The 25361-nt window shown below is 54.9% G+C and carries 24 protein-coding genes; 13 read left to right on the top strand and 11 right to left on the bottom strand.

Features of this window, described 5'->3' with window-relative positions; translation table 11 throughout:
- Positions 1-121 precede the first annotated feature (121 nt).
- On the bottom strand, positions 122-1735 hold the full coding sequence (gene cimA / locus TH19_RS15460; protein WP_404969488.1) for a citramalate synthase: 1614 nt from the start codon (positions 1733-1735) through the stop codon (positions 122-124).
- A 311-nt stretch (positions 1736-2046) separates the two neighbouring features.
- Here cimA and TH19_RS15455 point away from each other — a divergent pair, with 311 nt between their 5' ends.
- Complete coding sequence (locus TH19_RS15455; protein WP_114103248.1) at positions 2047-2307, top strand: hypothetical protein; 261 nt, start codon at positions 2047-2049, stop codon at positions 2305-2307.
- 190 nt (positions 2308-2497) lie between these two features.
- A complete protein-coding gene (locus TH19_RS15450) occupies positions 2498-3193 on the top strand; it encodes a DsbA family oxidoreductase (protein WP_114103247.1) in 696 nt (231 codons plus the stop codon).
- Between the two features lie 116 nt (positions 3194-3309).
- Here TH19_RS15450 and TH19_RS15445 read toward each other — a convergent pair whose 3' ends face one another.
- From TH19_RS15445 to TH19_RS15435, 3 genes are read right to left on the bottom strand one after another with little or no spacing between them, the layout of a single operon-like run.
- Positions 3310-3615 (bottom strand): antibiotic biosynthesis monooxygenase, encoded by a 306-nt coding sequence (locus TH19_RS15445; protein ID WP_114103246.1) that lies wholly within the window; start codon positions 3613-3615, stop codon positions 3310-3312.
- A 48-nt stretch (positions 3616-3663) separates the two neighbouring features.
- Complete coding sequence (lsrK, locus tag TH19_RS15440; RefSeq protein ID WP_114103245.1) at positions 3664-5229, bottom strand: autoinducer-2 kinase; 1566 nt, start codon at positions 5227-5229, stop codon at positions 3664-3666.
- Between the two features lie 3 nt (positions 5230-5232).
- The gene (locus TH19_RS15435) at positions 5233-6177 is read right to left on the bottom strand and encodes a sugar-binding transcriptional regulator (protein ID WP_114103315.1); all 945 of its coding nucleotides are present in this window, start codon (positions 6175-6177) and stop codon (positions 5233-5235) included.
- Positions 6178-6414: 237 nt separating this feature from the next.
- Here TH19_RS15435 and lsrA point away from each other — a divergent pair, with 237 nt between their 5' ends.
- The 6 genes from lsrA to TH19_RS15405 all read left to right on the top strand — a co-directional run bounded on the left by lsrA (position 6415) and on the right by TH19_RS15405 (position 13149).
- Positions 6415-7920, top strand: coding sequence for an autoinducer 2 ABC transporter ATP-binding protein LsrA (lsrA, locus tag TH19_RS15430; RefSeq protein WP_114103244.1), 1506 nt, complete (start codon positions 6415-6417; stop codon positions 7918-7920).
- Entirely contained in the window at positions 7913-8962 is a 1050-nt protein-coding gene (gene lsrC, locus TH19_RS15425) for an autoinducer 2 ABC transporter permease LsrC (RefSeq protein WP_114103243.1), read from the top strand. The genes lsrA and lsrC overlap by 8 nt, the downstream gene beginning before the upstream one ends.
- The gene (locus tag TH19_RS15420; RefSeq protein ID WP_114103242.1) at positions 8962-9963 is read left to right on the top strand and encodes an ABC transporter permease subunit; all 1002 of its coding nucleotides are present in this window, start codon (positions 8962-8964) and stop codon (positions 9961-9963) included. Before lsrC ends, TH19_RS15420 begins: the two co-directional genes overlap by 1 nt.
- Positions 9964-9974: 11 nt before the next feature.
- Positions 9975-11000: an autoinducer 2 ABC transporter substrate-binding protein LsrB gene (gene lsrB, locus TH19_RS15415; RefSeq protein WP_114103241.1), complete on the top strand. Its 1026-nt coding sequence runs from the start codon at positions 9975-9977 to the stop codon at positions 10998-11000.
- An 86-nt stretch (positions 11001-11086) separates the two neighbouring features.
- Positions 11087-12334 (top strand): class II aldolase, encoded by a 1248-nt coding sequence (locus TH19_RS15410; RefSeq protein ID WP_114103240.1) that lies wholly within the window; start codon positions 11087-11089, stop codon positions 12332-12334.
- Between the two features lie 158 nt (positions 12335-12492).
- Positions 12493-13149 carry a LysE family translocator gene (locus tag TH19_RS15405; RefSeq protein WP_114103239.1) on the top strand — a complete coding sequence of 219 codons (657 nt, stop codon included), beginning with the start codon at positions 12493-12495 and terminating at the stop codon, positions 13147-13149.
- On the opposite strand, the gene TH19_RS15400 is transcribed toward TH19_RS15405, so the two are convergent.
- Together TH19_RS15400 and TH19_RS15395 are read right to left on the bottom strand one after the other, a co-directional pair.
- Positions 13139-13864 carry a DUF6064 family protein gene (locus TH19_RS15400; protein WP_114103238.1) on the bottom strand — a complete coding sequence of 242 codons (726 nt, stop codon included), beginning with the start codon at positions 13862-13864 and terminating at the stop codon, positions 13139-13141. The genes TH19_RS15405 and TH19_RS15400 overlap by 11 nt on opposite strands.
- Before the next feature lie 24 nt (positions 13865-13888).
- Positions 13889-14830 (bottom strand): aldo/keto reductase, encoded by a 942-nt coding sequence (locus tag TH19_RS15395; protein ID WP_114103237.1) that lies wholly within the window; start codon positions 14828-14830, stop codon positions 13889-13891.
- Positions 14831-15043: 213 nt separating this feature from the next.
- Between TH19_RS15395 and TH19_RS15390 the strand changes: the two genes are divergently transcribed.
- Positions 15044-15439, top strand: a complete 396-nt coding sequence (locus TH19_RS15390; protein WP_114103236.1) for a MerR family transcriptional regulator — start codon at positions 15044-15046, stop codon at positions 15437-15439.
- On the top strand, positions 15414-15830 hold the full coding sequence (locus TH19_RS15385) for a carboxymuconolactone decarboxylase family protein (protein ID WP_114103235.1): 417 nt from the start codon (positions 15414-15416) through the stop codon (positions 15828-15830). The genes TH19_RS15390 and TH19_RS15385 overlap by 26 nt, the downstream gene beginning before the upstream one ends.
- Positions 15831-15901: 71 nt before the next feature.
- Here TH19_RS15385 and cysS read toward each other — a convergent pair whose 3' ends face one another.
- The 3 genes from cysS to TH19_RS15370 all read right to left on the bottom strand — a co-directional run bounded on the left by cysS (position 15902) and on the right by TH19_RS15370 (position 20385).
- Entirely contained in the window at positions 15902-17278 is a 1377-nt protein-coding gene (cysS, locus tag TH19_RS15380; RefSeq protein ID WP_114103314.1) for a cysteine--tRNA ligase, read from the bottom strand.
- Between the two features lie 66 nt (positions 17279-17344).
- Positions 17345-18697: a glutamate--tRNA ligase gene (gltX, locus tag TH19_RS15375; protein WP_114103234.1), complete on the bottom strand. Its 1353-nt coding sequence runs from the start codon at positions 18695-18697 to the stop codon at positions 17345-17347.
- An 11-nt stretch (positions 18698-18708) separates the two neighbouring features.
- A complete protein-coding gene (locus tag TH19_RS15370) occupies positions 18709-20385 on the bottom strand; it encodes an NAD+ synthase (RefSeq protein ID WP_114103313.1) in 1677 nt (558 codons plus the stop codon).
- A gap of 259 nt (positions 20386-20644) precedes the next feature.
- On the opposite strand from TH19_RS15370, the gene TH19_RS15365 reads away from it, so the two are divergent.
- The 3 genes from TH19_RS15365 to TH19_RS15355 are packed head-to-tail and all read left to right on the top strand — an operon-like array spanning position 20645 to position 22948.
- A complete protein-coding gene (locus tag TH19_RS15365) occupies positions 20645-20989 on the top strand; it encodes a YbjQ family protein (RefSeq protein WP_114103233.1) in 345 nt (114 codons plus the stop codon).
- 18 nt (positions 20990-21007) lie between these two features.
- Entirely contained in the window at positions 21008-22369 is a 1362-nt protein-coding gene (locus TH19_RS15360) for a M48 family metallopeptidase (RefSeq protein WP_114103232.1), read from the top strand.
- Positions 22370-22372: 3 nt separating this feature from the next.
- On the top strand, positions 22373-22948 hold the full coding sequence (locus tag TH19_RS15355) for a hypothetical protein (protein WP_114103231.1): 576 nt from the start codon (positions 22373-22375) through the stop codon (positions 22946-22948).
- An 84-nt stretch (positions 22949-23032) separates the two neighbouring features.
- Here TH19_RS15355 and TH19_RS15350 read toward each other — a convergent pair whose 3' ends face one another.
- Positions 23033-23518, bottom strand: a complete 486-nt coding sequence (locus tag TH19_RS15350) for a hypothetical protein (protein WP_114103230.1) — start codon at positions 23516-23518, stop codon at positions 23033-23035.
- Between the two features lie 292 nt (positions 23519-23810).
- The gene (locus TH19_RS15345; RefSeq protein WP_114103229.1) at positions 23811-25196 is read right to left on the bottom strand and encodes a class II 3-deoxy-7-phosphoheptulonate synthase; all 1386 of its coding nucleotides are present in this window, start codon (positions 25194-25196) and stop codon (positions 23811-23813) included.
- Between the last annotated feature and the right edge of the window lie 165 nt (positions 25197-25361).

Raw genomic sequence — 25361 nt, 5'->3', positions numbered from 1 at the left:
CCGCTCGCGCCAGTCTCCTTGCATATGATGATACAGAGCACCGGGGCACAAGCACCATCAAATGCAAACGGCCGGGCAATGATTACCCGGCCGCATGACGTTTTCGATTCAGTATCAGCACTTAGCCGTGCTGGCTGCGCACGCCTGATTTGAACAGCTTGTAGGTAATGGAATCGCGAAGGGCGTTATAGGATGCCTCGATAATGTTGGTCGAAACACCAACCGTCGACCAGCTATTGCCTTCCTTGTCGCGGCTTTCGATCATAACGCGGGTTACTGCACGCGTACCGTCGCCGCGGGTTATGATGCGGACCTTATAATCTATCAGTTCGATCTGCTCGACCGCTTCGCGGTATTCGGGCACCGTTACCAGAACCTTGCGCAGGGCCGCATCAAGGGCGTTGACCGGGCCGTTACCCTCGGCAACCGACATATATTGTTCGTCACCGACCACGACCTTGACGGTGGCCTCGGACATGGTGATGACCTGTTCGTCCTGTTCATCGACCCAGCGACGTTCGTCAATGACGCGGAACGATGTCACGCGGAAATAGCGATCAAGCTCGCCCATGGCTTTACGCGCCAGCAATTCAAAGCTGGCCTCGGCCCCGTCATAGGCATAACCGTCAAATTCACGCTGCTTGACGGTTTCAACCAGCTTGCCGATTGCTTCGGATTTCGGATCAACCTCGACCCCGATTTCACGGAAACGGGCCAGAATGTTTGAACGTCCCGCCTGATCCGAAACAAGGATATGGCGCTGGTTACCCACCAGTTCGGGTTCAACATGCTCGTAACAGGCCGGGTTCTTTTCCACCGCCGAAACATGCAATCCGCCCTTGTGGGCAAAGGCACTGTCACCGACATAGGCTGCCTGACGCAGCGGCTCACGGTTAAGACGCTCGTCCAGAATGTGCGAAATCCGGCGCAGATGGGTCAGTTGTTCACGCGAAATGCCAACGTCATAGCCCATCTTCAACATCAGGGTCGGAATGATCGAAATCAGGTTGGCATTGCCGCACCGTTCGCCCAGACCATTCAGGGTGCCCTGAATCTGTCGCGCACCGGCGCGCACCGCTGCCAAAGAGTTCGCGACCGCATTTTCGGTATCGTTATGGCAGTGAATGCCAACATTACCGCCCGGAATGACAGTACAGACATCAGTAACGATATCAAAAATCTCGTCGGGCAACGTGCCGCCATTGGTGTCGCACAGCACGACCCAGCGCGCGCCGGCCTCATAGGCCGATTTGATGGCGGCCAGGGCATAATCCCGGTTGGCCTTATAGCCGTCAAAGAAATGCTCGGCATCGAACATGACTTCGGAAACCTTGGATTTCAGATGCGCGATGGATTCCGAAATCATCGCAAGATTTTCTTCAAGCTCGATCCCGAGTGCTTCGGTTACCTGAAAATCCCAGCTTTTACCGACCATGCAAACAATCGGCGCATTCTGCGCAAGGCTATTAAGCCCCGGATCATTGGACGCCGAACGCCCGGCCCGACGGGTCATGCCAAATGCGGTCAGTTTGGAGTTTTTAAGCTTGGGCGGATTGGCAAAAAACGCGTCATCGGTCGGGTTTGCCCCGGGCCAGCCGCCTTCAATATAGTCAATCGACAATTCGTCCAGTGCCTTGGCAATTGCGGTTTTATCCGCTGCCGAAAAATCCACGCCCTGGGTTTGCTGCCCGTCGCGCAAGGTACTGTCATAAAGATAGACGCGCTTGTCTGACATATTCATTCCAAACTGATCGATATTCTCTCTTTGCGGCAGGGGTGCTTTTCCTTACGGATCGGCCTGTTCCCGCCATCGGGTCTGGCAAATTGCAGCAAAACAACCCACAGCGCAACAGCATTACGCAAATCGGGCATTTCCCGCAAATTCGGACCCTATCCCACCCCTGACTCCCCATAAGGATAGCAGACCTGTCCCCCTGAATGATTGTAACCCCCACCTATCAATGCTTAACTCTACCTTACATTGTAAAGCGGTCGGGTTCTGTTCGATAAATTGAGGCAGACCTGCTGCGACTAGGGACATCGACGATGGCATATGAAGCCACCAGCAGCGTTGATATTATGATGCTTGCCGGACTTACCTGGGAACGGACCGGTAAGAATTGTTGGGCGGCATCGGACAGGTTCGCCCAATACACAATTTTCCGCGACATTGATGAACGCTGGTACGGGGAATGGGAACGCGACGGCGAACGCACCCGTGCGAACTGGTCCTGCCCGATCCTTGAAACATTTGCCGAATATATGGTCGACCACGCCCGGCGCAGTCCGTTCGAAAGCCCGGAATAGACCCGGTTCGATCCCGGTGCGTCTTTCCTGAAATCCGTGCGATTGTTTGACCCGTTTTGGGCGGGTGTTTGTCATGGAAACGGCGCATGGCCGCCGCCTTTCTGACAAAGCTTTGCGATCTGTTCTTGCGTTTGGCCCCATACATATTATGTCATGGGCAGTACAAAGTTACATAACGCAAGGCTTATAAATGACGAACGCCATTCCCATGCAGATTGACATCGTTTCCGACGTTGTCTGCCCCTGGTGCATTATCGGGTATAAAAACCTTGAAGATGCCATCAGCCGTCTTGATGGCGAGATCAACGTCACCCTGCGCTGGCATCCGTTCGAACTGAACCGTGACATGCCGCCAGAGGGTCAGGACCTCGCCGAGCATATCAAGGAAAAATACGGTCTTAGCGCCGATCAGAGCGCGGACAACCGTGCGCGCATCACCATGATGGGCGAAAATGTCGGCTTCCCGATCCATTTCAGCTCGGACAGCCGCATCTACAACACCTTTGATGCCCACCGCCTGCTCTATTGGGCTGGCAAGGAAGGTGAATACGGCCAGCAGACAGCACTTAAGCTTAATCTGTTTGCCGCCTATTTCCAGGGTGGGGACAACCCGTCCGATCATGGTGTCCTGAAACGCGCGGTCGAGGAAGTCGGTCTTTCGCCGGACCGTGCGGCAGAAATTCTTGCCAGCGATGAATTCGCCGCAGAAGTCCGCGCCGAAGAAGACGAGTTCGGCGAAGCCGGCATCAGTTCGGTCCCGACCTATGTTGTGAATGGTAAATTTGCCATTTCCGGCGGTCACCCGCCCGAAGTCTTCGAACAGGCACTTTCTGAAATCGCCCGTCAGGGGGATGAAATCCTGGCAGAAGCCGAAAGCGAAGCCTGATCAATCTGCACGGCAAGGATCAGACACGTTATATAATACACAAAGCCCCGGTCACATGCCGGGGCTTTGTCATTTGACGGACGCTGACAGACCGCCCGAAAAATCGGATCGCAAATCTAGGCCAGATAGTCGGCCATTTCCGCATTGAAATAGGTTTTGGTGCGCGGGCCGGTGATGATCGGATCGATACGGCGCACGCATTCCTTGTAATGCTCGGTCTGGCGATGGGCCTGAAAATCGTCTTCGGAACGGAACACTTCATAGATCATGAATTTATGTTCGTTTTCCGGGTCGCGCAGCACGTCAAAACGCAGGTTGCCTTCCTCGTTCTTGCGCGTGCCTTCGTAATTGATCCGAAACGCTTCGATGAATTCGTCGACATGTCCCGGTTTGACTTCGATATGCACCATTTGTACGAGCATAATGTATCCTTTTTAACTTAATTCACTTCGATAAATGTCTTGCCGGGATCAGATGCCCGGCGCTTTCCACATAGAGGTCGTAACCCCCTGATCGACCAATTGGCGCTGCGCGGCATAGGCCTGCGCCCAGCGTTCACCCAATGCGTCATAGTCGGATTTGACCTTGTCATTTGGCTCAAACGTGCCTTCCCAGCGCACCCATTCCCGCCCAAGGGCGGCAAGATCATTGTGCAATCCACCGCCAACGGCGGCGGCCGCCGCACAGCCAAGTGCGGTTGCCTCCTTGATCACCGGGGTTGCAACAGGAATGCCGGTCACATCGGCAAGCATCTGTGACCAATGCGGGCTTTTTGCCGCACCGGCAGCAAAGACGATCTTGTCAGGGCGCGTACCACTCAGCTTAAAGATCGCATCAAGGTTCCGCGCCGCGACGATACAGGCATTTTCCTGCAACGCCCGGAACAGCACCGCCTTGCCGGATTTTTCGGGATCGATGCTTAGATTAAGGAACGAAGGGGCTGCGTGATACCAGCTGCCATAGCGCATCACGTCCGAGAAAATCGGAATAACACCGTGCGCCCCAAGCGGCACATCCTTTGACAGATTTTCCAGAAGTGTATAGGCTTTGCCCGGATCATCGACCTTGGACAGTTCCTCCTGCCCAAAGGCATCCCGGAACCAGCGCATGACTGCACCAACAAAGAAACTGATCGCTTCGGCCTGATTAAGTCCGGTGATCACATGCGGGTTGATGCGCAAATTCATCGACGGGTCGGTCAGGGTCAAATCGACATTGACGATCTGCTGCCAGAACGTCCCCCCAAGAACGGCACAATCGCCGATCCCGGTAACGCCAAGCCCGGCCGTTCCCAACTGACAATCCCCGCCACCGACAACAACCGTTGTTTTGGTCGAAAGTCCGGTTTCCGCTGCCGCCTTTGCGGTTACATGGCCAACGGCAGTGCCGGTTTCACAGGCCTGCGGAAAGATATCATCGCGAAGCCCGACAGCACGCATGGCCTCAGGCAGCCAGTCGCGTTCACGCAAACCGAAAATGCCGGTGGTCCCGGCATTTGACGGATCAGATGCAATCACCCCCGAAAGCCTTGCAACCACCCAGTCCGAAAGCATCGCGATGCGATCAATCTTTTCATAGATATCTGGCATCTGCTGGCCGATCCAAAGAAGCCGCGGCAACGCACCAAGCGCAAAGGTCTGGCCGGTTTTGCCATAAAGGTCTTCCTCGACACCCGGGAAGCTTTCCTTAAGCGCGCGCACCTGATCAACAGCACGTCCGTCGACATTGGCACATGCCCAGATTTCCTTGCCATCCGCGTCAAAGGCAACAATGGCCTCGCGCATCGACGTGGCACTGACGGCGGCAATATCATCGCCCGATACACCGGCCTCGGACAGCGCACCGGCAATACAGTCGCAAATCAGCTTCCAGTTGCCATCAACATCAAAATCCATTGATCCGGGAAAACGCGGATCTTCCTTGTGCCACCATTCACGCTGGCAAGCGCCAAGCTGATGACCATCCCGATCAAACACAACTGCCCGACCGCTGCCCGTTCCGGCATCGATCGCAAGCAGGTAATTTCCTGCTGACATTCCCTAGACTTCCTCCAACAATTTTTCTGCCGTTTTTTCATCCGTAATCAGGATGTCGACATATTTTCCTTTAAGTGCGGCCCGGATCGCGCGCACCTTGCTGTCACCACCCGCGGCAGCGATGACATTCTTTGATTTATTCAGGGATTCGAGACGCGCACCGATCACGCGCTGATGCAGCGACAGATCAAGTACATCGCCATTGTCATCAAAGAATTGGCACAAGATATCCCCAACCGCGCCCTTGCGACGCAGGGGCTCGACCTCGGCCGGGGTGACATATCCGCTGCGCACAACGGTCGACTCGTTATTAAGTTCACCAATACCGACAAGCTGATAGGCCGCATTCATCGCCATTTCGAGAACATTGGAAATGCCCGGCTCGCCCATAAGGGCGGTCGCGACCGCATCCTCGGAAACAACAAGCGGGGCCGGCAAAAGATGAACGCTGCTACCCCAGTTGGCCGTGCGCATACCATCGACATAGGTCGCAACCCCGCCGGTAAGACTGACCAGCGACACATTGCGTTCATTGGCCATATGACCAATACGCTGGATGGTGTGGCTTACTGTTGCACCCCAACCCACGGCAAGCAGGTCATCATTGCCCAAACGCTGCATCAGAAATTGCGCAGCCGCCTGGCCAAGACGTTCGTTCAGATCGCCATTTTCCAGATTGGGAACAACCCGCACTTCGCGCAGGCCCCAGGCATCCTGAAGACGCTGTTCGTGTTCAAGGCATCCCTGATAACGGGAATTGATGCGCACCTGAATGATGCCGGTACGACGTCCGCTTTCAAGCAGACGGGAAACCTTGATCCGCGACAGACCAAGCTTGTCGCCGATCTCACCCTGGGTCATGCCATCGTTATAGTAGTACCACGCAATACGGGTTAGAGTTTCCTCCTCCGCATCCGCATAACTCCAGTCGTTTGCATCCGACGCCATATTTCCAGTCCCTGAATTTTCTGTATCGCTGTTCATTTGATTATCTATGAAACAAATGATCACGTCAACAGGTCCGCGCACACCATAAAATTGCAGTGCCATATACTGCAATGCAGCAGAAATATTGCCATATATAGCCAAAAATAATGATCTTCATTCGAAAATCATGGTTATTGACGGATTTGGAATCATGTGATCAAATGTTTCTCATAAAAACAAATGAACAGGCTCCTAGGGATGGAACAGAATACAACACCCCGGATCGCGGTCCGCGTTGCCGACATATGGAAATCCTATGGCGGCACACCGGTTCTTAAGGGGATCAATATCGAATTGCTTGCCGGACAGGTTCATGCCCTTCTGGGCGGGAACGGTGCGGGCAAATCTACCTTGATGAAAACGATTGCCGGTCTGGTCGATGCCAATCAGGGAACCGTTGAAATCAACGAACAGACTCTGGGAACCGCATCTCCATCGGCGGCCCAGTCCCTTGGTCTGTATCTGGTCCCGCAGGAAGCACATATTCTTCCGAACCAGTCCGTTCTTGAAAATATCTGCCTTGGCCTGAAAGCCAAGCCGCGCGCCCTTCGCGCCGAGGCCGAAGCCCTGCTGCGCGATCTTGCGGTTTCGCTTGATCTTGATGCGCAGGCCGCCACCCTTGAAATTGCCGACCGCCAGATTGTCGAAATCATGCGCGGGCTTATTCGCAAGGCCAGCGTGCTGATCCTTGACGAACCGACATCCGCCCTGACCCCGCACGAGGCAAACGCCCTGTTTGATCGCGTCCGTCAGCTTAAGGCACAGGGTGTTGGCATCTTCTTTATTTCGCACAAGCTGCGCGAAATCCGCGAAATTTGCAGCGTGATCAGCGTCCTGCGCGATGGTGCAATTGTCCTTTCCGGTCCGCTTTCCGATTATGACGACAATCAAATCGTCGAAGCCATGACCAAAACCGTCCAATCGGCCCAGCCGGTTGCACGTGCGGAAACCGACATTGATTTCAGCACCCGCGACGTGGTTCTTGAAATCGACCGTTTCAGCGGCGAAGGATTCCGCGACATTTCCTTTAATGTCCGTGCCGGCGAGATTGTCGGTCTGGCGGGCGTGGTTGGCGCGGGTCGTTCCGAACTGGCCGAAACCCTGTTTGGTTTGCGCCCGGCCCGCAGCGGCAACCTTAATCTTCTGGGCACGCCGCTTACCAAACGCTCCCCGCGTGATTGCGTTGATGCCGGTCTGGTTTACCTTCCCGAAGACCGTCAGCAGAACGGCCTGTTCCTTGAAGCATCCCTTGCATGGAACATGTCGGGCTACACCATGCATCGCCTTGGTTTCTTCCCGAAACGCAAGGACGAGACATCGGCCTTTGATGCGTTCCGTCAAAGCCTTGGCATCAAGTGCGAGGGCGAAGGCCAGCAAGCGGGTCGCCTGTCAGGCGGCAACCAGCAAAAAGTGCTTTTGGCCAAATGCCTTGCCGCCGATCCGCGGGTTCTGATCCTTGATGAGCCGACCCGCGGGGTTGACGTTGCCGCACGCAACGACATTTACCGTCTTATTCGTGAACTGGCTGCCAAGGGACTGGGCGTGGTTCTGATTTCGTCTGACTTTGACGAGATAGAACAACTTGCCGACCGGGTTGTCGTCATGGCGCATGGCCTGCAATGCGGCGCGCTGGAACGTGACGCCGTTACGGTTGACGCCGTTGCCCATCTTGCCTTCGAGTCCGGGAGCCACTCACATGCTTGACTTCTTCGCACGTAATCGCGTGGCGACCCTGTGTGCTGTCACCATTCTTGCCTTTCTTCTGATCGGGGCAGCGGCGCCGGGATATCTGTCGTTGTCAACCGCATCGGTTGTCATGTCCAACAGCCTTGTTCTGATGTCGGTGGCACTGGGCACCATGCTGGTGATCCTGACCCGCAACATTGATGTTTCAAGCGGTTCGGTACTGGGACTAAGTGCCGTGGTGCTTGGCATGATGCTTAATGACGGGCACAGCCTTGGCCTTGCGATTGCGGCCTGCCTTTTGACCGGGGCGGTTGCCGGGCTGATCAACGGCCTGTTGGTGACCATGCTAAATGTGCCGTCGATCATTGCCACCCTTGGCACCCTTGGCCTGTTTCGTGGCGTGATGCTGATTTTGACCGGCGGCAACTGGATCGAAGAACTTCCCCTGTCGCTTAAGGCATTGGCCGATAATGGTGCTGTTGGTTTCTCGGTCCTGACTGTCATTGTCATTGCATCCCTGATCGTGGTCGGCCTGCTTGTCCGCCAGACCCGCTTTGGGCGTTATTTCTATGCGGTCGGCGATAACCGCGAAGCTGCCCGCCATCTTGGCATTCCGGTTAAACTGGTGCAGATCGCGGCCTTTGTTGCCGCCGGTGTATTGGCCGCAATCGCGGGCATGATCTTTGCCGCACAGATCGGCTTTATCCCCAATCAGGCCGGTAACGGACTGGAACTTAAAGCGATTGCAGCAAACGTTCTTGGCGGTGTCAGTCTTTTGGGTGGCAGCGGCACGGTTCCGGGCATTTTTGTCGGCGTCATTTTCCTGACCTCGATCGACAGTGCGCTGGTTTTCCTGAAAATCCCTGCCTTCTGGAACGATTTCATTGCCGGTGCGGTGTTGCTTTTGGTGCTGTTGCTTGATGGTCGTGTGCGCATGGCCGTTGATCGTGCCATCCGCGCAAAACGCTATGCGGTGCATCACCACAACACCCCCGCTCCATCGGCACCAACCAATTCCGAAACCATGTCCAAGTCCCGCACCCAGGAGGCAGGTGAATAATGAAACGTTATCTTCTGCGTTGGGAAACTGCCCTTCTGGCCATGCTGATTGCCGAATTTGCGATCTTTGGCATGATCAATCCGCGCTTCCTTAATCTGTCGAACCTGCTTTACAGCACCAGTGACTTTGCCCAGATCGGTATCGTTGCCCTGCCCCTGACCATCGTGATCATCGCGGGCGGCATTGATGTGTCATTTGCTTCTGCGGTTGGTCTTTGTGCCATTGTCTTTGGCATTGCCAACTTCTTTGGCATGCCGCTGCCGGTATCCATTCTGGCATCTCTTGCGGCGGGTGCGGCGGCGGGTCTGTTTAACGCCACCGTCATTCATGTATCGCGCATTCAGCCACTCGTCGTAACACTGGGCAGCCTGTATCTGTTTGGCGGCGCGGCAACCGTGCTTTCGGGTGTTGTCGGGGCAAGCGGTTATGAGGGGATTGGCAACTTCCCCGATGCCTTCACGTCCTTTGCCTATTTCGAACTGGGTGGTTTGCCCGCACCGTTCCTGGTCCTGCTGGTCGAAGCGGTAATCCTGTTTATTGTTTTGCATTATTCGCGCTTTGGCCGGTCGGTCTTTATGTGCGGACTAAGCGAACATGCAGCACGCTATAGCGGCCTTCCGATCAAAACCATTCAAACCATCACTTATGTCATGACCGGCGTGTTTGCCGCGATTGCCGGTCTTGTTCTGTCATCCTATTTCGGATCGGCACGTGTGGACCTTGGCACCGCGACATTGCTGCCTGCGATTACCGCAGCGGTCCTTGGTGGTGCATCCATTTATGGCGGTCAGGGTTCGATCATCGGCACCCTTCTGGCCACCCTTGTCATCGGCTATTTGCAGCAGGGCCTGCAAATGAGCGGTGTCCCAAGTCAGATTTCCAGCGCGCTCTCCGGTGCGTTGCTGGTGGTTGCGGTCGCATTGCGCCATGGAAGCGCAGTGCTGGCCGATTTTGTCGCTGCGCGAATAATGGCGACGAACCGAAAACGCGCAGCATCATAAGGAGGAAAGAAATGTCAGGAAGAACGCTTAAACTGATGACCGCAGCAGCCTTTGCCGGCTCGCTTCTGGCAGCAGCACCGGCATTTGCCGAAAACCAGATCGCCTTCATTCCGAAACTTGTCGGTGTTGGCTTCTTTACCAGTGGCGGCAACGGCGCAACCACAGCCGGCAAGGAACTGGGCATCGATGTGACCTATGACGGCCCGACCGAACCAAGCGTTTCCGGTCAGGTCCAGTTCGTGAACAACTTCGTGAACCAGGGTTACAACTCAATCATTTTGTCGTCTGTTTCCCCGGACGGTCTGTGCCCGGCCCTGCAGCGCGCCATGAAGCGCGACGTTCTGGTCATGACCTGGGACAGTGACGTGAAGCCGGAATGCCGTTCCTACTATGTCAACCAGGGCACCCCGGAACAGCTCGGCGGTCTTCTTGTTGATATGGCAAATGACGGCGTGAAAAAGGAAAAGGCCAAGGTTGCCTTCTTCTATTCCAGCCCGACCGTGACCGACCAGAATGCCTGGGCCAATGCCGCCAAGGCGAAAATTGCTGCTGAACATCCGGGCTGGGAAATCGTCACCACCCAGTACGGCTATAACGATGCACAGAAATCCCTTCAGACTGCTGAAAGCATCCTGAAAGCCTATCCGGATCTTGATGCAATCATCGCACCGGATGCCAATGCCCTTCCGGCATCTGCACAGGCGGCTGAAAACCTTGATCGCGCTGGCAAGGTTACCATTGTCGGCTTCTCGACCCCGAACGTCATGCGTCCTTATGTCAAACGCGGCACTGTCGAGCGTTTCGGTCTTTGGGACGTCACCGAACAGGGTAAAATCTCGGTCTTTGTTGCCAACCATGTTCTTGATAACGGCCCGATGAATGTTGGCGACAAGCTTGACATTCCGGGTGTTGGCACCGTCGAAGTTTCCCCGAACAGCGTTCAGGGCTACGACTACGAAGCTGACGGCAACGGCATCATCCTGCTGCCGCAGCGTACCGTCTTCACCAAAGACAATATCGACAACTTCGATTTCTGATCTTTGGCGCAACGGGTACGGCAGTCCTGGGGGTTTGCCGTACCCGGATTTGTTTAGTCATTATTTTTAAAGCTACGGAATTTTTGATGGAAAACCTTTGGAACGATAACGATGCCGCGCGCTATGCCAACGAAGCCCGCGAAGCCGGTCAGCCCGAGGCCCTTGGCCTGCGCGTTTACACCTCGCGCATCATCGGTCAGGTCGCCGACCTTGTTCTGCATGGCGGTGGCAATACATCGGTCAAGGTTACCGATACCGACGGCGAAGCCATCATGCATGTTAAAGGCAGCGGCTGGGACCTTGAAACCATCGAAGCCCCCGGTTTGCCTGCGGTGAAGCTCGCCCCGCTTCATGCCGCACGCAAAGGCAAAAAGCTTTCCGATCCGGAAATGGTCGCCCTTCTGCGCAGCAACCTGCTTGATCCGTCCGCCCCGAACCCGTCGGTCGAAGCATTGCTGCATGCCTATCTTCCGTTTGATTTCGTCGACCACACCCATTCCACGGCCGTCCTCGCGCTTGCCAACCAGGACCATTCCGAAGAAATCATGCGGGAAATCTATGGTGATCGCCTTGCATTCCTGCCCTATGTCATGCCGGGCTATGATTTGTCGATTGCCGGTGCTGATCTGTTTGACCAGTTCCCGAATTGCGAAGGTCTGTGGCTTAAGAACCATGGCCTGTTCACCTTTGGCAATACTGCCAAGCAATCCTATGACCGCATGATCGATTTCGTCACCGATGCCGAAAACTATCTGGCCGCCAAGGGTATCGCCCTACCCGGCCCGGAAAGCTCGGATCGTGACATTGACCCGGCACTGGCGGCGAATGTTGAAACCGTCCTTCGCGCTGACAACTCGCCGTTTGCCGGTGGACTTGCCCTTGATTTCCGCAGCACACCATCAATCCGCCGCTACCTTGAAAATGGCGATCTTGAAACCATTGCTGTGCGCGGCACCGCAACGCCGGATCACGTGATCCGCATAAAGCCGTTCCCGCTGATCATTGGCGCGGGTGCCAGTGTTGATGACATCGCCGCCGCACTGGCCGATTTCAAAAACCGTTACACCGCCTATTTCGAACGCAATGCCCCGAATGCCAGTGAAACGAAAGTCATGCTTGATGCATGGCCGCGCATGGTTCTGGTCAAGGGTGTCGGCCTTATCGGGCTTGGTGCCAATGACAAGGCGGCACGTATTGCCGGTGATCTTGGCGAACAGACCGCACGCATCATCAATGCTGCCGAAGAAGTCGGCACCTTCCAGCCGATCAACGAAGCTGATCTGTTTGACATGGAATACTGGTCGCTTGAACAGGCGAAACTCCAGAAGAAATAACTCCCTGTTGTTCCAATGCCTCTCACTCCCCCACTTGGGGCCGGAACGACTGCAAACCACCTCGACCCCTGTCATTTGCAGGGGTTCTTTTTTGGCTGCTCGACACCGGGGTATCTCCGGCGTACAGTTTTTACGCCACCATATAAGGAAACCGCCCCATGCCATCCTTTACCGAAATCGGGATATATCTTCCCGGTATTTTGCTGTCCTATGCTGCCCTTCTGGTCGGGTTGATCAGCCCCGGCCCTGCCCTGTTGGGACTGATGGGCGTTTCCCTTGATCGGGGGCGCTTTGCCGGGCAACGCTTTGCCCTTGGCATTGGTACAGGGTCTTTTTCCATCGGACTTTTGACCCTGACCGGATTATCTGCCCTTCTGGCCGCCTATGCCGATGCCATGACGGCCATTCGCATCATTGGCGGGTTGTATTTGCTTTGGATGTCGTATCGGGCGTTTCGGACCGCGTTTCGCAAGGCACCGGCATCCGATATTCGGACCGCGGCAGAATCCGAACAACAGATTTCCGGGCGCGGCTATTACCTGCGCGGGCTGGCACTTCACTTGACCAATCCCAAGGCCATCCTGACCTGGATTGCGATCATTTCCATCGGCTTCCATGACGGTGCACCGATGTGGGTGGGGGCGGCGATTGTGATTGGCTGCGGCATTTTGTCGACCAGCATCCATCTGCTTTATGCCACGGCCTTTTCGACCGCACCGGCCATATCGCTTTATCGCCGGGCGGCAAACTGGATCAACGCAGTCCTTGGTGTGTTTTTTGCCATTGTCGGCATCAGGCTTTTGTTCAGTCGCTAGCGGCTGGCGGATGGGCAAGTTCGGCCTCGGTCAGGCGGCGGGTGGTCACACCGTTCTTAAGGTCCAGCCACCCGGAAAAGATCGTCAACCAAACTGCGGCCAGCATCACATAGGCAACCTGTTGATCCATCACCCAAAGGGTCGCACTGGCAAAACCACACCAGACAAGCGGCACAGGCAATAGCAACCAGCGCCATGTGCCGCGCGCCATCAGGACAAATCCCAATGTACCCAGTGCGGTCGGATCGGCCGCACTGCCAAACAGTTCCGCCTGTATCCAGTCGCGCCCTTCGATCAGACCGACAAACGGATAGACCACAAGTGCGACAATCATAATCCCGGCCCCGACATAGGATGTCAGATCACCGCGCCAGCCAAACCGCAAGGGCAATGGCCGGGCCGCAAAGATCAAAAGCAACAGGGCCTCGACCGCAAAGCCCGGCAGGATATAGGCCACCGCCCAGTTTATCGGCTGATAATATTGCCAAACAAAGCCATACCCGCACCAGGCCCAGATCAGCGCAAGCAACACAAGGATCACACGATTACCGCGATGGCCGTGACGCATCGCCATTCCGGCAGCAACAAGCCCCGCAACAAAGGCAGCAATCACCGCAATCCACCAGACACTGTTCAAGGTCTCAAACAGCCGATAATAGACACGCGGCGAAAACAGCAGAAAGTCTGCCAATCCGTAATCCCACCATTCACTCATACCTGTGCCCCCCATATCCGCGTTCTAAACCAGTAATCCGATAACAGCCGCGATCTGTTCGCGCATCTTGTCATCGGGCAGCTGCCCGGTTGCCGCCCGCATATTTTCCGCTGCATGGGCCGGATTGGTCGTTGCCGGGATCGGACAGGTCACCGCCGGATGGGCAATCAGATATTTCAAAATCAACTGCGCCCAACTATCGACCTTCAGCTCGGCTGCAAACTCCGGCAATGGCTCCCCTTCAAGGCTTTGGGTCAGGCTGCCGCCCCGGAACGGTCGATTAACGATCACCGCAATCCCGCGATCATAGGCAAGCGGCAGTAAATATTCCTCCACCTTGCGGTCAACCGGGTTATAGGTCACCTGAACGAAATCAAGCCGTTCGTTTTTCATCAATGCAATGACATCCTCGGTCCGGCGTCCATGGGATGTGGTGATACCGACATAGCGCAGCTTGCCTTCGTCCTTCATCCGAAACAAAAGCGGCAGGTTTTCATTGATCCCGACAAGATTATGAACCTGCAAAAGATCAAAGTTTTTGGTGTTCCAGCGTGCTGCTGTTTCATCAATCTGCCCTGCCCCGTCGCCGGATGTCCAAACCTTGTCGGTCGAAAATACCCGGTCATGGGCCCCCAGTTTATCAAGGCAATAGCCAATAACCTCCTGGGCTGATCCATACATCGGCGAACTGTCGATCATGCGTCCACCGGCGTTGAAAAACGCCGATACCACATCTGCACATTGATCACGCAATTCCATGTCATTACCAACATTAAACGTGATCCAGCTTCCCAGCCCGATGGCGGGAATTTCCTCGCCCGTCGACGGGATCGGTTTGCGGATAATGTCGGGCACCTTTGATGACATCGCGGCCTGTGCCGCACCGGGCACCACCGCGCCAAACGATGCCAGCACCCCGGCGGCACCGGCAAGCTTGATGAAATTCCGACGGTCAATTTCAGACATGAAAATACTGCCTTACTGTTGTGTCATTTCGTTTCGCATGATGATCCATCAAGAATTGGGCAGAAATCTGCCCATGCGCAACCTTTGGTAAGCAATCCTCATACCGGGCCCTTTTCTTTTGCCGACAACCTTGCAGAATAATGCTTGACCTAGAGTGCGCTCTAGCACCTAGCCTTGGTCAGGATTGATGAACCCACAACAAAGGTGACCGTCATGATGATTGGCGAAGTGGCAGAGAAAAGCGGCTTTTCTGTCCACACCCTTCGGTATTACGAAAAGATCGGTCTTCTGCCCCCGTCCCATCGCGACAGTGGCGGACGCCGGTCCTTTGACGACGATGTCTTGCGATGGCTTGAATTTCTGGGCCGTCTCAAGGATCTCGGCATGCCGATCCGCGACCGGGTTTTATATGCCCGGATGCGCGCAGAGGGTGACAGCACGATTGAGGCCCGCCGTAATCTGCTTCAGACTTATCGCGATGAACTGGCCGTTCGCGTGGCCAGCCTGACCGAAACACTTGAAGTCCTTGATGCCAAGATCGCCAGTTACGACACGACGGGAAGCCCATCCACGGAGCCCCGATATGACCAAGACACCATCCACCCTTGATACCGCCCCTGATACCGCCCTTGATGTCGGCCGCGACATTGTCGCCCAACTCAACCCGCCACTGGAAGGACAACTGGCCGAAAAATACGATGACCTTGTGCCCGACTTTGCCGAAAGCCTCGTTGAATGGGCCTATGGCCGTCATTACGCCCGCCCGGGACTTGATCTTAAAACCCGGCAGCTTTGCACCATTGCCGCGCTAACCGTTCTGGGTGGTCAAACCGCCCCGCAGCTTAAGGTCAATATTGCCCACACCCTGTCTGCCGGCGCATCACGCACCGAAATCATCGAAGCGATCTGGCAGATGGCGGTCTATGGCGGCTTGCCTGCCGCGATCAACGGACTGAACGCCGCACGCGAACTGTTTGATGAAATGGATCGGGCGGCCTAACCACAGGCCCGCCAACGCAAAAGGCCGCAGTCAATGCTGCGGCCTTTTGTCATTCGTCGGTCAGATGCGCCTTAAACGCGCTTCCAGCTTGTGCCTTCCTTGAAGTCTTCAAGGATGATACCCCGCGCCAAAAGATCATCACGGATCTTGTCAGCGGTTGCGAAATCCCTGTTCTTCTTGGCCTCGGCACGCTGGGTAATCAGACCATCGATCTCGGCGGCTTCGTCGGCATCGGCCGAACCTGTAAACCAGGCTTCGGGATCGCCTTCCAGAATACCAAGCAACTTGGCCGCGGCAAGGATTTCACCCTTGGCCTCAGCGCGTTCATACTTGGTTTCCGCCTTGTTGAAACGGGTCACAAGGTTATGGAACTCGGCAATCGCAAGCGGCGTATTCAGATCATCACACAGCGCCTCAAGAACCGCACGCGGCACCGGAACATTTTCCGGGGTGACGTCCGCACTTTGACGCAAGGCCGTATAGAAACGATCAAGTGCCTCTTTGGCCTGACGCAGGTTTTCTTCCGTCCAGTTGATCGGCTGATGATAATGGGTGCCCATCATTGCCAGACGGATGGCTTCGCCCGGCCAGTTTTCCAGAAGTTCATGCACGGTGACAAAGTTGCCAAGCGACTTGGACATCTTTTCACCTTCAACCATCAGATGGCCGTTATGCATCCAGTATTTGGCATAGCTCGAACCCTTGTTCGCGCAGCAGCTTTGCGCCAGTTCGTTTTCATGGTGCGGGAACACCAGATCAGAACCACCGCCATGAATGTCAAAGTTTTCACCCAGATAACGGGTCGACATGGCCGAGCATTCAATATGCCAGCCCGGACGACCACGGCCCCACGGGCTGTCCCAACCCGGAATGTCGTCATCTGACGGTTTCCACAGGACAAAGTCCGCCGGGTCCTGTTTATAGGGGGCGACTTCAACACGGGCACCGGCGATCATTTCCTTGCGGTCACGACGCGACAGCTTGCCATATTCGTCAAACTTGCTGACCGAGAACAGAACATGCCCTTCGGCGGCATAGGCAAAGCCCTGTTCGATCAGGCTTTCGCACATGGCGATCATTTCGGCGATATGTTCGGTCGCACGCGGTTCGATATCGGGCTTGGCGGCATTAAGCGCCCCCATATCATCCAGATATGCCTGATGCGTGCGTTTGGTGATTTCGGAAATCGGCTCGCCGCTTTCCTTGGCACGGGCATTGATCTTGTCGTCAACGTCGGTGACGTTCCGAACATAGGTGACTTTGGGATAGATATGGCGCAGAACGCGCACCAGCGTATCAAACACCACCACCGGGCGCGCATTGCCGACATGGGCATAGTCGTAAACGGTCGGTCCGCAGACATAAAGGCGCACGTGATCGGGATCGATCGGCTCGAACACCTGCTTTTCGCGGGTCAGCGTGTCATAGATACGAAGGGTCTTGGTCATGTCGAATTTTCCGTTTGGCTGTGTTGGCGATTGAATGCGGGAATTTCCGGCGATCAAAGCAGATGCTTAGACCGCCTTCCCACACAACCGCGCACGCGCCTTTTCAGAACCGATCAGAACCAGCATCGCCGACATTTCCGGGCCATGCTCGCGTGCGGTCAACGCCTTGCGAAGCGGCATAAAAAGCTGCTTGCCCTTGCGGCCGGTCGCATCCTTCAGCGCCCCGGTCCAGGTTTTCCAGCTCGTCGCGTCAAGTTCACCTTCGGGCAGCATATCCGCCGCCTGTTTGACGAACTCGGCATCCTCGGCATCGATTTCCGGGATCACGGTCTGATGAATAACGTCCCACCATTCCAGCGCCTCTGCCACGCGCCAGCAATTGCCGCGCACCGCGTTCCAGAACATCTCGTTGGCATCTGCCATGCCCGCTGTCACCAGTTTTGACTGGGCGGTTTCAAACGACATGTCATGAATGACTTTTTCGTTCAGGCTGGCCAGTTCGGCCGGATCGAATTTCGGCGTCGAACGACCATAATGATCCAGATCGAATTTCTCGAGAACCTGGGTCAGGCTTGCCGGTTCGATTTTGTCAGACGCACCAAGGCCGGTCAAAAGACCCACAAGGGCTTCGACCTCGAACCCGTCATTGCGCAATTCGCGCAGTGACAAGCTGCCCAGACGTTTGGAAAGCTGCGAACCACCCGGACCTGCCAGAAGCGGCATATGGGCAAATTCAAGCGCGCCAGGCTTACCGCCCATCGCCAGATACAGCAAAATCTGCGACACGGTGTTGGTCACATGATCTTCGCCGCGGATGATATGGCTAACACCCATTTCAAGGTCATCAACCACCGAGCCCAGCATATAAAGCAGCGAACCGTCTTCACGGATCAGAACCGGGTCAGACACATGTTCGGTATCGAACGAGCAAATCCCGCGTGTCAGGTCATCCCATTCAACCAAACCGTCGGTCAAAAGGAAACGCCAGTGCGGCTTGCGGCCTTCGGCTTCAAGGGCGGCGATTTCGTCGTCGCTCAGTGTCAGGGCCTTGCGGTCATAGATGAACGGCTGGTGACGCTGGCGGGCGGCCTTGCGTTTCCAGTTCAGTTCACCTTCGGTTTCGTAGCACGGATACAGCAATTCGCGCTTTTTCAGGTCTTCGATGGCCGCGTCATATTTATCCTGACGCAGGCTTTGACGTTCTTCCTGATCCCAATCGATGCCAAGCCATTCAAGGTCTTCGCGGATGGCGTCGACATATTCGTCTTTGGAACGAACCGGATCGGTATCGTCAAAGCGCAGGATGAATTTACCGCCTGATTTACGGGCAAAAAGCCAGTTCATCAGAGCCACGCGGGCATTGCCAACATGGAGAAGCCCGGTCGGGCTGGGTGCAAATCGAAGGACAGGTTTCGTCATATCAATAATTTTCAGGTCACTAAATTCGTGAAGCCATTGGTGATCGGATAGCGACGGTCACGGCCAAAGGCACGCGGGGTAATCTTGACCCCCGGCGGTGCCTGACGGCGTTTATACTCGGCCCGGTCCAGCAAATGCCAGACCCGGCGTACTGTGGCCTCATCGTGACCACTATCCACGATATCGCGTACAGACCGCTCGCCTTCAATCATCTGATGAAGAATATCATCAAGAACGTCATAAGGCGGCAGACTATCTTCGTCTTTCTGGTCCGGGCGCAATTCGGCGGATGGCGGTTTGGTGATGATCCGTTCGGGGATCACCATGCCATCCGGCCCCATTGCACCGGAAGGTTTGTGTTCATTGCGCCAGTGGCACAAGGCAAACACGGTCGTTTTATAAAGGTCTTTCAGAACCGAATAGCCACCGCACATGTCACCATAAAGGGTGGCATAGCCAACCGACATTTCCGACTTGTTGCCGGTGGTCAGGACCATATGGCCGAACTTGTTTGAAATCCCCATCAGGATAATCCCGCGCGAACGGGCCTGAATGTTTTCTTCTGTGATGTCGGCATCGCGTCCTTCAAAGGCCGGGCCAAGCATCTGTTCAAATGCGCCCATGGCCGGACCGATATTGATGCTTTCGATCCCGGTCTTCAGCATCCCGGCACAGATTTCGGCATCTTCAAGGCTTTCACGCGACGTATAGGGTGACGGCATCATCACCAGACGCACACGATCAGAACCCAACGCATCCACCGCAACTGCGGCCGAAAGCGCGCTGTCGATCCCGCCCGACATGCCGATCACGACACCCGGAAAGTGATTTTTATTCACATAATCGCGCAAACCCAGAACAAGGGTCTGATAAATCGCATCAAGACCAACCGGATAATCGGCCTTGGGCGCAGCATCGTCGCAATGCCATTTGCCATCATCGCCCTTTGACCATTTGGTCACGACAACATCCTCGGCAAAGGCAGGCAAGGCAACGGCAAGCGATCCATCGCCATTCAATCCGAATGATCCGCCGTCAAAAACAAGCTCGTCCTGACCGCCAACCTCGTTGCAATAGATCATCGGGGCTTTGGATTCAGATACCCGATCCTCGATCAGCTTGCGGCGCAGACCGCCCTTGTCGGCTTCGAACGGCGATCCGTTCGGCACAAGGAAAAGTTCCGCCCCGGCATCGGCAAGATAGGCAACCACATTTGGCGTCCAGACATCTTCGCAGATCGGCACACCAAGCTTTATGCCCTTAAACGAAATCGGTTCGGGCATCGGACCGGCACTAAACACGCGTTTTTCGTCAAACACACCATAATTGGGAAGGTCATGCTTGGCGCGCACATCAACGATTTTCCCCTGATCAATCAGAAGAACCGCGTTATGGCGCTGCCCGTCAATTTCCCATGGCGTGGTCAAAAGCAACGCCGGACCATTGGCGCGTTTGGCCGTCTGTTCGCAAATGCTGGCTACCGCTTCATGCAGATGACGCATGAAGGCCGGTTTCATCACCAGGTCTTCTGGTGGATAACCCGACAAAACCAGTTCGGAATACAAAACAATATCAGCGCCCTGATCGGCCGCAGATTCCCAGGCAGCCACAACCTTGTCCCGGTTACCGGCGACATCACCGACAATCGGGTTAAGCTGGGCAATCGCAATGGCAAGCATGTTTGTCATGATGTTGGAATAGGAGCGCCCCTGCGCGGTGTCAATTGCCGAATGTGCAATATCCCATGTTTCAAACGCGACCATCATTCCTGCATGGCAGAGATGCAGCCCCGTCTTTGCGGCTAATATACTGGCATTTCAGCGATTTTTTCAATTTTTTGTTACAGACAGGTGCCTATCTACACTTGAAAAAACAGCCAAGGACCGCTCTATTCCCCAAGACCGTGAAAACACGGCAAAAACGAAAACAAACGTTACGAGCAAACAAATGACCAACACCACCAAACCGGCCGCCGATATGGCGGTGGTAACCATTTCCCATGTTCCGGGTCGGGAAATCTCGGAAAACCTTGGCATCGTCTTTGGCAGTTCGGTGCGCAGCCGCAGCTTCCTGTTTGATATCTTTGCGACCTTCAAGAACCTGTTTGGCGGCGAAGTACGGTCCTATACCCGCCTTCTCGAAGACGCCCAGCAAGAAGCCATCAGCCGTCTGACCGCGCAGGCACGGAAAATGGATGCAGACGCCATTGTCGACGTTCATTTCGCAACTTCGCAGGTTGCCTATAAGGCCGCCGAGATTTTTGCCTATGGCACTGCTGTGCGTCTGAAATAACGGGTTGGTGCAAAGATCATGGAAGAACTGTTTCTTCCGGGAATTGGACTGATCATCCTGATCGGAATTGCCTATCTGACCGGCCGCCTGGCCGACAGGGCGCATGAACGCGCGCTTAAACGCGACGAAGCCCTGTTGCCGCACCAGATATTGAATTCCGGGGATGCAATTCCCGAAAACACAACATTACACACAACAAAAATGGTGACCGGCAAGGTCGTCATCGCCGAGGATCGTTTTCGCAATCTTCTGGCCCGGTTGCGCATCTTTGTTGGCGGGCGTCTTGCCGCCCACGAGGCCGCAGTTATCCGTGCCAAACGCGAAGCCATCCTTCGCCTGCGCATCAATGCCAAGGGTGCCAGTCACATCATCGGGCTTCGTTTCCAGTCGGCTGAAATCAGCCGCGGCATGATCGAAATGATCGCATCGGGCACTGCCCTTTATACAGATCATCGTCCGACTGGCGGCAAACCGGCGGCACTGCCCGATGACGGGGTAAATATCAGTCACCGTAATCTTTTGACGGAATTTGCATCGGCCAGCATGGCCTTTCTTCTGATCTGCTGGGGGATTTACACTGCAAGCGGCTTTGCCACCGAATGGGCGGCAAGCAGCATCTCGGTTCAGGACGAAATGGCGATCTGGTCACAGATTGAACCCGAACTGATCGAAGAACATCGCGAAGATTATGAACGCAGCCTTCCTGAACGCTATCTGGTCGATCTGATCAATTCGATCCCCAAAGAGGCGCTTGGACCGGCAAAGGATTATGACTTTGACGTGCTGATCATCCCTGATGACAGCCCGAATGCCGCGGCATTGCCCGGTGGCCTGATCCTTGTTCATACCGGGATGCTTGATCTGGTCGACAGCGAGAACGAGCTTCTTTCCATCCTTGGTCATGAAATCGGCCACTATAACGGTCGTGACCATCTCGAAGGATTGGGCCGTGAAGTTGTTGGTGTCGCCCTGTCGGCCATGATGTTCCAGACCGATGCGGTTTTGACCGCCTGGGTTGCCGGATGGCCAAAGCTCCTGGCCGATCGCGATCATTCGCGCAGCCAGGAACTTGATGCCGATAACTGGAGCCTCAAAATCCTGATGGCCAAATATGGTCATGTTGGCGAAGCGTCCAGAACCTTTGAAAAGCTTGCCGAACTTCAGGGTGATCACAGCGTTCTGGATTACCTTTCGACCCATCCCCATCCGCGCGACCGGGTTGAACGCCTTGATGACATGGCCCGTGAACAGGGCCTGCCAATCGGGGAACCGGTCGAACTTCAGACCGCCTTTGAAGACTTTCTTGTGCGCGTCGGTGAAATCCCGGCAAGCGCCCTTGAAAACCGCCACCAATACAATCTTACCAACACAGGATCCTGATCCATGCGTGGACTTTTTGCCCCATTCCGCTTTCTAAGTGTCAGTGGTCAACCCAACACCGAATTCTGGCTGACGCAATGTGTCATTCTGGCCTCAACCGTGTTGGGTGTGTATCTGGCAAGTTTCGCCGGTTTTAGCATTGCCGTTGATTTCGACCGTTATCAAAGCACGTCGGATGTCTATAACCTTGAACGGTCACTAGAGGCGGAATTCACCGACAATATCGAAACAGTTGAAACCTGGATTGCCGACTATCCCGAAAGCCCGATGACCTGGCACGCAGCACAACTTGCCCCGCGTGAAAGCCACAAGCTTGATGATATGGTGTGGGAAACCATGCGCTATTCCCAGCGCACCTTCGAGGTCGATCCGCAAATCATCACCGGCGTTCGCCGCTTCTATTCCGACATCGACGCCCAGATGACCATCATGTTCATGCAGCAAAATGCCAATGGCATGGCGCGCAACGCACTTAAGAACATGAAGGAAATCGTTGCGGCTGCGCGTGCAGATGTCTTGCCGCTGCTGAAATCGGAAATCCAGCGGCTTGATGCCCAACTGGCCAAAATGACGAACTAGACCGTTCTTTCATTTCCATCAGCAAAACAACAAAGCCGGGGTCTGTGCCCCGGCTTTTTTTAATTCCTGATATCGCGCCCGTTTTTAAAGGGCCAATGCCGCGTCGATTTCTTCCTGGCTCATGGTTTTGGCCGATCCGTGAATGATGCCGCTGGCCACATCCATGAATTTTTGCAGCGATACCGTGATGGCATGGGCGGTTTCGCGCAGCAATTCTTCATTGCCATCGGCGATGATCATTTCAAGCTGGGTGACGGCATGACCAACAATCGTGTTCAGGTGATTGATGGTTTCTTCAAATGGCTGCCGGAATCGGACCGGTACATGCTCATAGGCCTCAATCGCCAGTTCACGATCGGAAAATGCACTATCCCTGAAATGGTCCTGATAACTTTTCGGCGCCCATTCCTTGCAATCCTCGATCATGTCGGGCATGTCGGGCACCATTTCGAGAAGCATGACGATCTCGTTGAAATGGTTCAGGTAATCGGTCGCCAATAGCGTGGTCGAGGAAATATTGGTTCCCTCTACCTTCTTTTGCCATGCGGTGAAATCAGCTTCATCCACCATTCGCGTTGCGACCTCTTGAATTTTGTTCTTATGCAGGATTGCCCTGTAATTGTTTATACTTAAGGATATTTAAGCTCCTTTGGTAGAGGTTTTTTGCATCTTCCCCCAATGTTTAGGTGACAAATATTCTTTGCAATCCCCTTTAGGTAAAAAAACACTGATATTCAGGACTGCAACGATACCTTGTTACAGAGATCGCGTTCGATGACGGCCACCACAACGGCAAAATAAAAAACGCCCGGTTTCCCGGGCGCTCTTCAGTCTTAAAATCAGATTTTAAATCGCAGCAGATTTATGCAGAAGCAGCCAGCTGTTCTGCACGCACACTGTCGCGTTCTTTTTTGATCATTTCGGCCATCAGGAAGGCAAGCTCAAGCGCCTGACCACCATTAAGGCGCGGATCGCAATGGGTGTGGTAACGATCCGAAAGCGCGTCTTCGGTCACTTCGCGCGCACCACCGATGCATTCGGTCACGTCGGTGCCGGTCATTTCGAAATGAACGCCACCGGCATGGGTGCCTTCGGCCTTGTGAACGTCAAAGAAGTTTTTAACTTCCGACAGGATCGAGTCAAACGGACGGGTTTTATAGCCGTTGGCAGCCTTGACCGTGTTGCCATGCATCGGATCGCACGACCAGACGACCTTGCGGCCTTCGGCCTTAACACGTTTGACCAGACGCGGCAGGTTATCAAACACCTTGTCTGCACCCATACGGGCGATAAGGGTCAAACGACCGGCTTCGTTCTGCGGGTTCAGACGATCAATCAGACGGATCAGATCATCTTCATCCATGGTCGGGCCGCATTTCATGCCAATCGGGTTTTTGACCCCGCGCATGAATTCAACATGGGCACCGTCAAGGTTACGGGTACGATCACCAATCCACAGCATATGCGCCGAGCAATCATAATATTCGCCGGTCAGGCTGTCCTGACGGGTCAGGGCCTGTTCATAGCCCAGTAGCAACGCCTCGTGCGAGGTATAGAAATCGGTTTCGCGCAGCTGCGGGGCGCTGTCGGCAGTAATGCCGCAGGCCTGCATGAAGGCAACCGCCTCGTCGATCTGGGTGGTCAGCTTGCTGTAACGCTCCGCTGCCGGGCTGCCATCGACAAATGACAGGTTCCAGCGATGGATTTTGGTCAGATCGGCAAAGCCGCCCTGCGCAAAGGCGCGCAACAGGTTCAGGGTCGCTGCCGACTGGTTATAGGCCCTGATCTGGCGCTGCGGATCGGGAATACGGGCTTCTTCGGTAAACTCGATACCGTTGACCACGTCACCGCGATAGCTTGGCAGTTCGACGCCATTGATGGTTTCGGTATCCGCCGAACGCGGCTTGGCAAACTGGCCCGCCATACGGCCGACTTTGACCACCGGGCAAGATGCACCAAAGGTCAGAACAACCGCCATCTGCAACATGACCTTAAAGGTGTCGCGGATGTTGTTCGGATGGAATTCCTTAAAGCTTTCGGCACAGTCGCCGCCCTGCAGCAGGAAAGCATTGCCTTCTGCAACTTCACCAAGCTTTTCTTTAAGTGCGCGCGCTTCGCCAGCAAATACCAAAGGAGGATAGCTGCCGAGCTCTTGCTCTACGGCCTCTAGGGCCTGTGCATCAGGATAAGTCGGCACCTGCTTGATCGGCAGGTTGCGCCAGCTATCAATGCTCCAGCTCTTGCTCATTTGCTTCCTCTCAATCCGGCATGTTCTTCATCATGCCGCCATTATAACATAAATCCGTTTTTCCGGCGGAATTCCGCCCGGTATCCCGATCCGTGAACCGGGCCAAACTTGATACGGGTTTTGCACAGGCATTTCCACCCCTTCTAGACTTAAGGAGGATAAAAA

Origin of the sequence: Thalassospira profundimaris, from assembly GCF_003326675.1 — a bacterium.
In the GTDB taxonomy this organism is placed as follows: Bacteria; Pseudomonadota; Alphaproteobacteria; order Rhodospirillales; family Thalassospiraceae; genus Thalassospira; species Thalassospira aquimaris.
This window is presented reverse-complemented; position numbering and strand designations above follow the sequence as displayed.

Coding starts and splice junctions, on each gene's coding strand:
- cimA (WP_404969488.1), bottom strand. CDS start 1,735: ATGTCAGACAAGCGCGTCTATCTTTATGACAGTACCTTGCGCGACGGG.
- TH19_RS15455 (WP_114103248.1), top strand. CDS start 2,047: ATGGCATATGAAGCCACCAGCAGCGTTGATATTATGATGCTTGCCGGA.
- TH19_RS15450 (WP_114103247.1), top strand. CDS start 2,498: ATGACGAACGCCATTCCCATGCAGATTGACATCGTTTCCGACGTTGTC.
- TH19_RS15445 (WP_114103246.1), bottom strand. CDS start 3,615: ATGCTCGTACAAATGGTGCATATCGAAGTCAAACCGGGACATGTCGAC.
- lsrK (WP_114103245.1), bottom strand. CDS start 5,229: ATGTCAGCAGGAAATTACCTGCTTGCGATCGATGCCGGAACGGGCAGC.
- TH19_RS15435 (WP_114103315.1), bottom strand. CDS start 6,177: ATGGCGTCGGATGCAAACGACTGGAGTTATGCGGATGCGGAGGAGGAA.
- lsrA (WP_114103244.1), top strand. CDS start 6,415: ATGGAACAGAATACAACACCCCGGATCGCGGTCCGCGTTGCCGACATA.
- lsrC (WP_114103243.1), top strand. CDS start 7,913: ATGCTTGACTTCTTCGCACGTAATCGCGTGGCGACCCTGTGTGCTGTC.
- TH19_RS15420 (WP_114103242.1), top strand. CDS start 8,962: ATGAAACGTTATCTTCTGCGTTGGGAAACTGCCCTTCTGGCCATGCTG.
- lsrB (WP_114103241.1), top strand. CDS start 9,975: ATGTCAGGAAGAACGCTTAAACTGATGACCGCAGCAGCCTTTGCCGGC.
- TH19_RS15410 (WP_114103240.1), top strand. CDS start 11,087: ATGGAAAACCTTTGGAACGATAACGATGCCGCGCGCTATGCCAACGAA.
- TH19_RS15405 (WP_114103239.1), top strand. CDS start 12,493: ATGCCATCCTTTACCGAAATCGGGATATATCTTCCCGGTATTTTGCTG.
- TH19_RS15400 (WP_114103238.1), bottom strand. CDS start 13,864: ATGAGTGAATGGTGGGATTACGGATTGGCAGACTTTCTGCTGTTTTCG.
- TH19_RS15395 (WP_114103237.1), bottom strand. CDS start 14,830: ATGTCTGAAATTGACCGTCGGAATTTCATCAAGCTTGCCGGTGCCGCC.
- TH19_RS15390 (WP_114103236.1), top strand. CDS start 15,044: ATGATGATTGGCGAAGTGGCAGAGAAAAGCGGCTTTTCTGTCCACACC.
- TH19_RS15385 (WP_114103235.1), top strand. CDS start 15,414: ATGACCAAGACACCATCCACCCTTGATACCGCCCCTGATACCGCCCTT.
- cysS (WP_114103314.1), bottom strand. CDS start 17,278: ATGACCAAGACCCTTCGTATCTATGACACGCTGACCCGCGAAAAGCAG.
- gltX (WP_114103234.1), bottom strand. CDS start 18,697: ATGACGAAACCTGTCCTTCGATTTGCACCCAGCCCGACCGGGCTTCTC.
- TH19_RS15370 (WP_114103313.1), bottom strand. CDS start 20,385: ATGACAAACATGCTTGCCATTGCGATTGCCCAGCTTAACCCGATTGTC.
- TH19_RS15365 (WP_114103233.1), top strand. CDS start 20,645: ATGACCAACACCACCAAACCGGCCGCCGATATGGCGGTGGTAACCATT.
- TH19_RS15360 (WP_114103232.1), top strand. CDS start 21,008: ATGGAAGAACTGTTTCTTCCGGGAATTGGACTGATCATCCTGATCGGA.
- TH19_RS15355 (WP_114103231.1), top strand. CDS start 22,373: ATGCGTGGACTTTTTGCCCCATTCCGCTTTCTAAGTGTCAGTGGTCAA.
- TH19_RS15350 (WP_114103230.1), bottom strand. CDS start 23,518: ATGGTGGATGAAGCTGATTTCACCGCATGGCAAAAGAAGGTAGAGGGA.
- TH19_RS15345 (WP_114103229.1), bottom strand. CDS start 25,196: ATGAGCAAGAGCTGGAGCATTGATAGCTGGCGCAACCTGCCGATCAAG.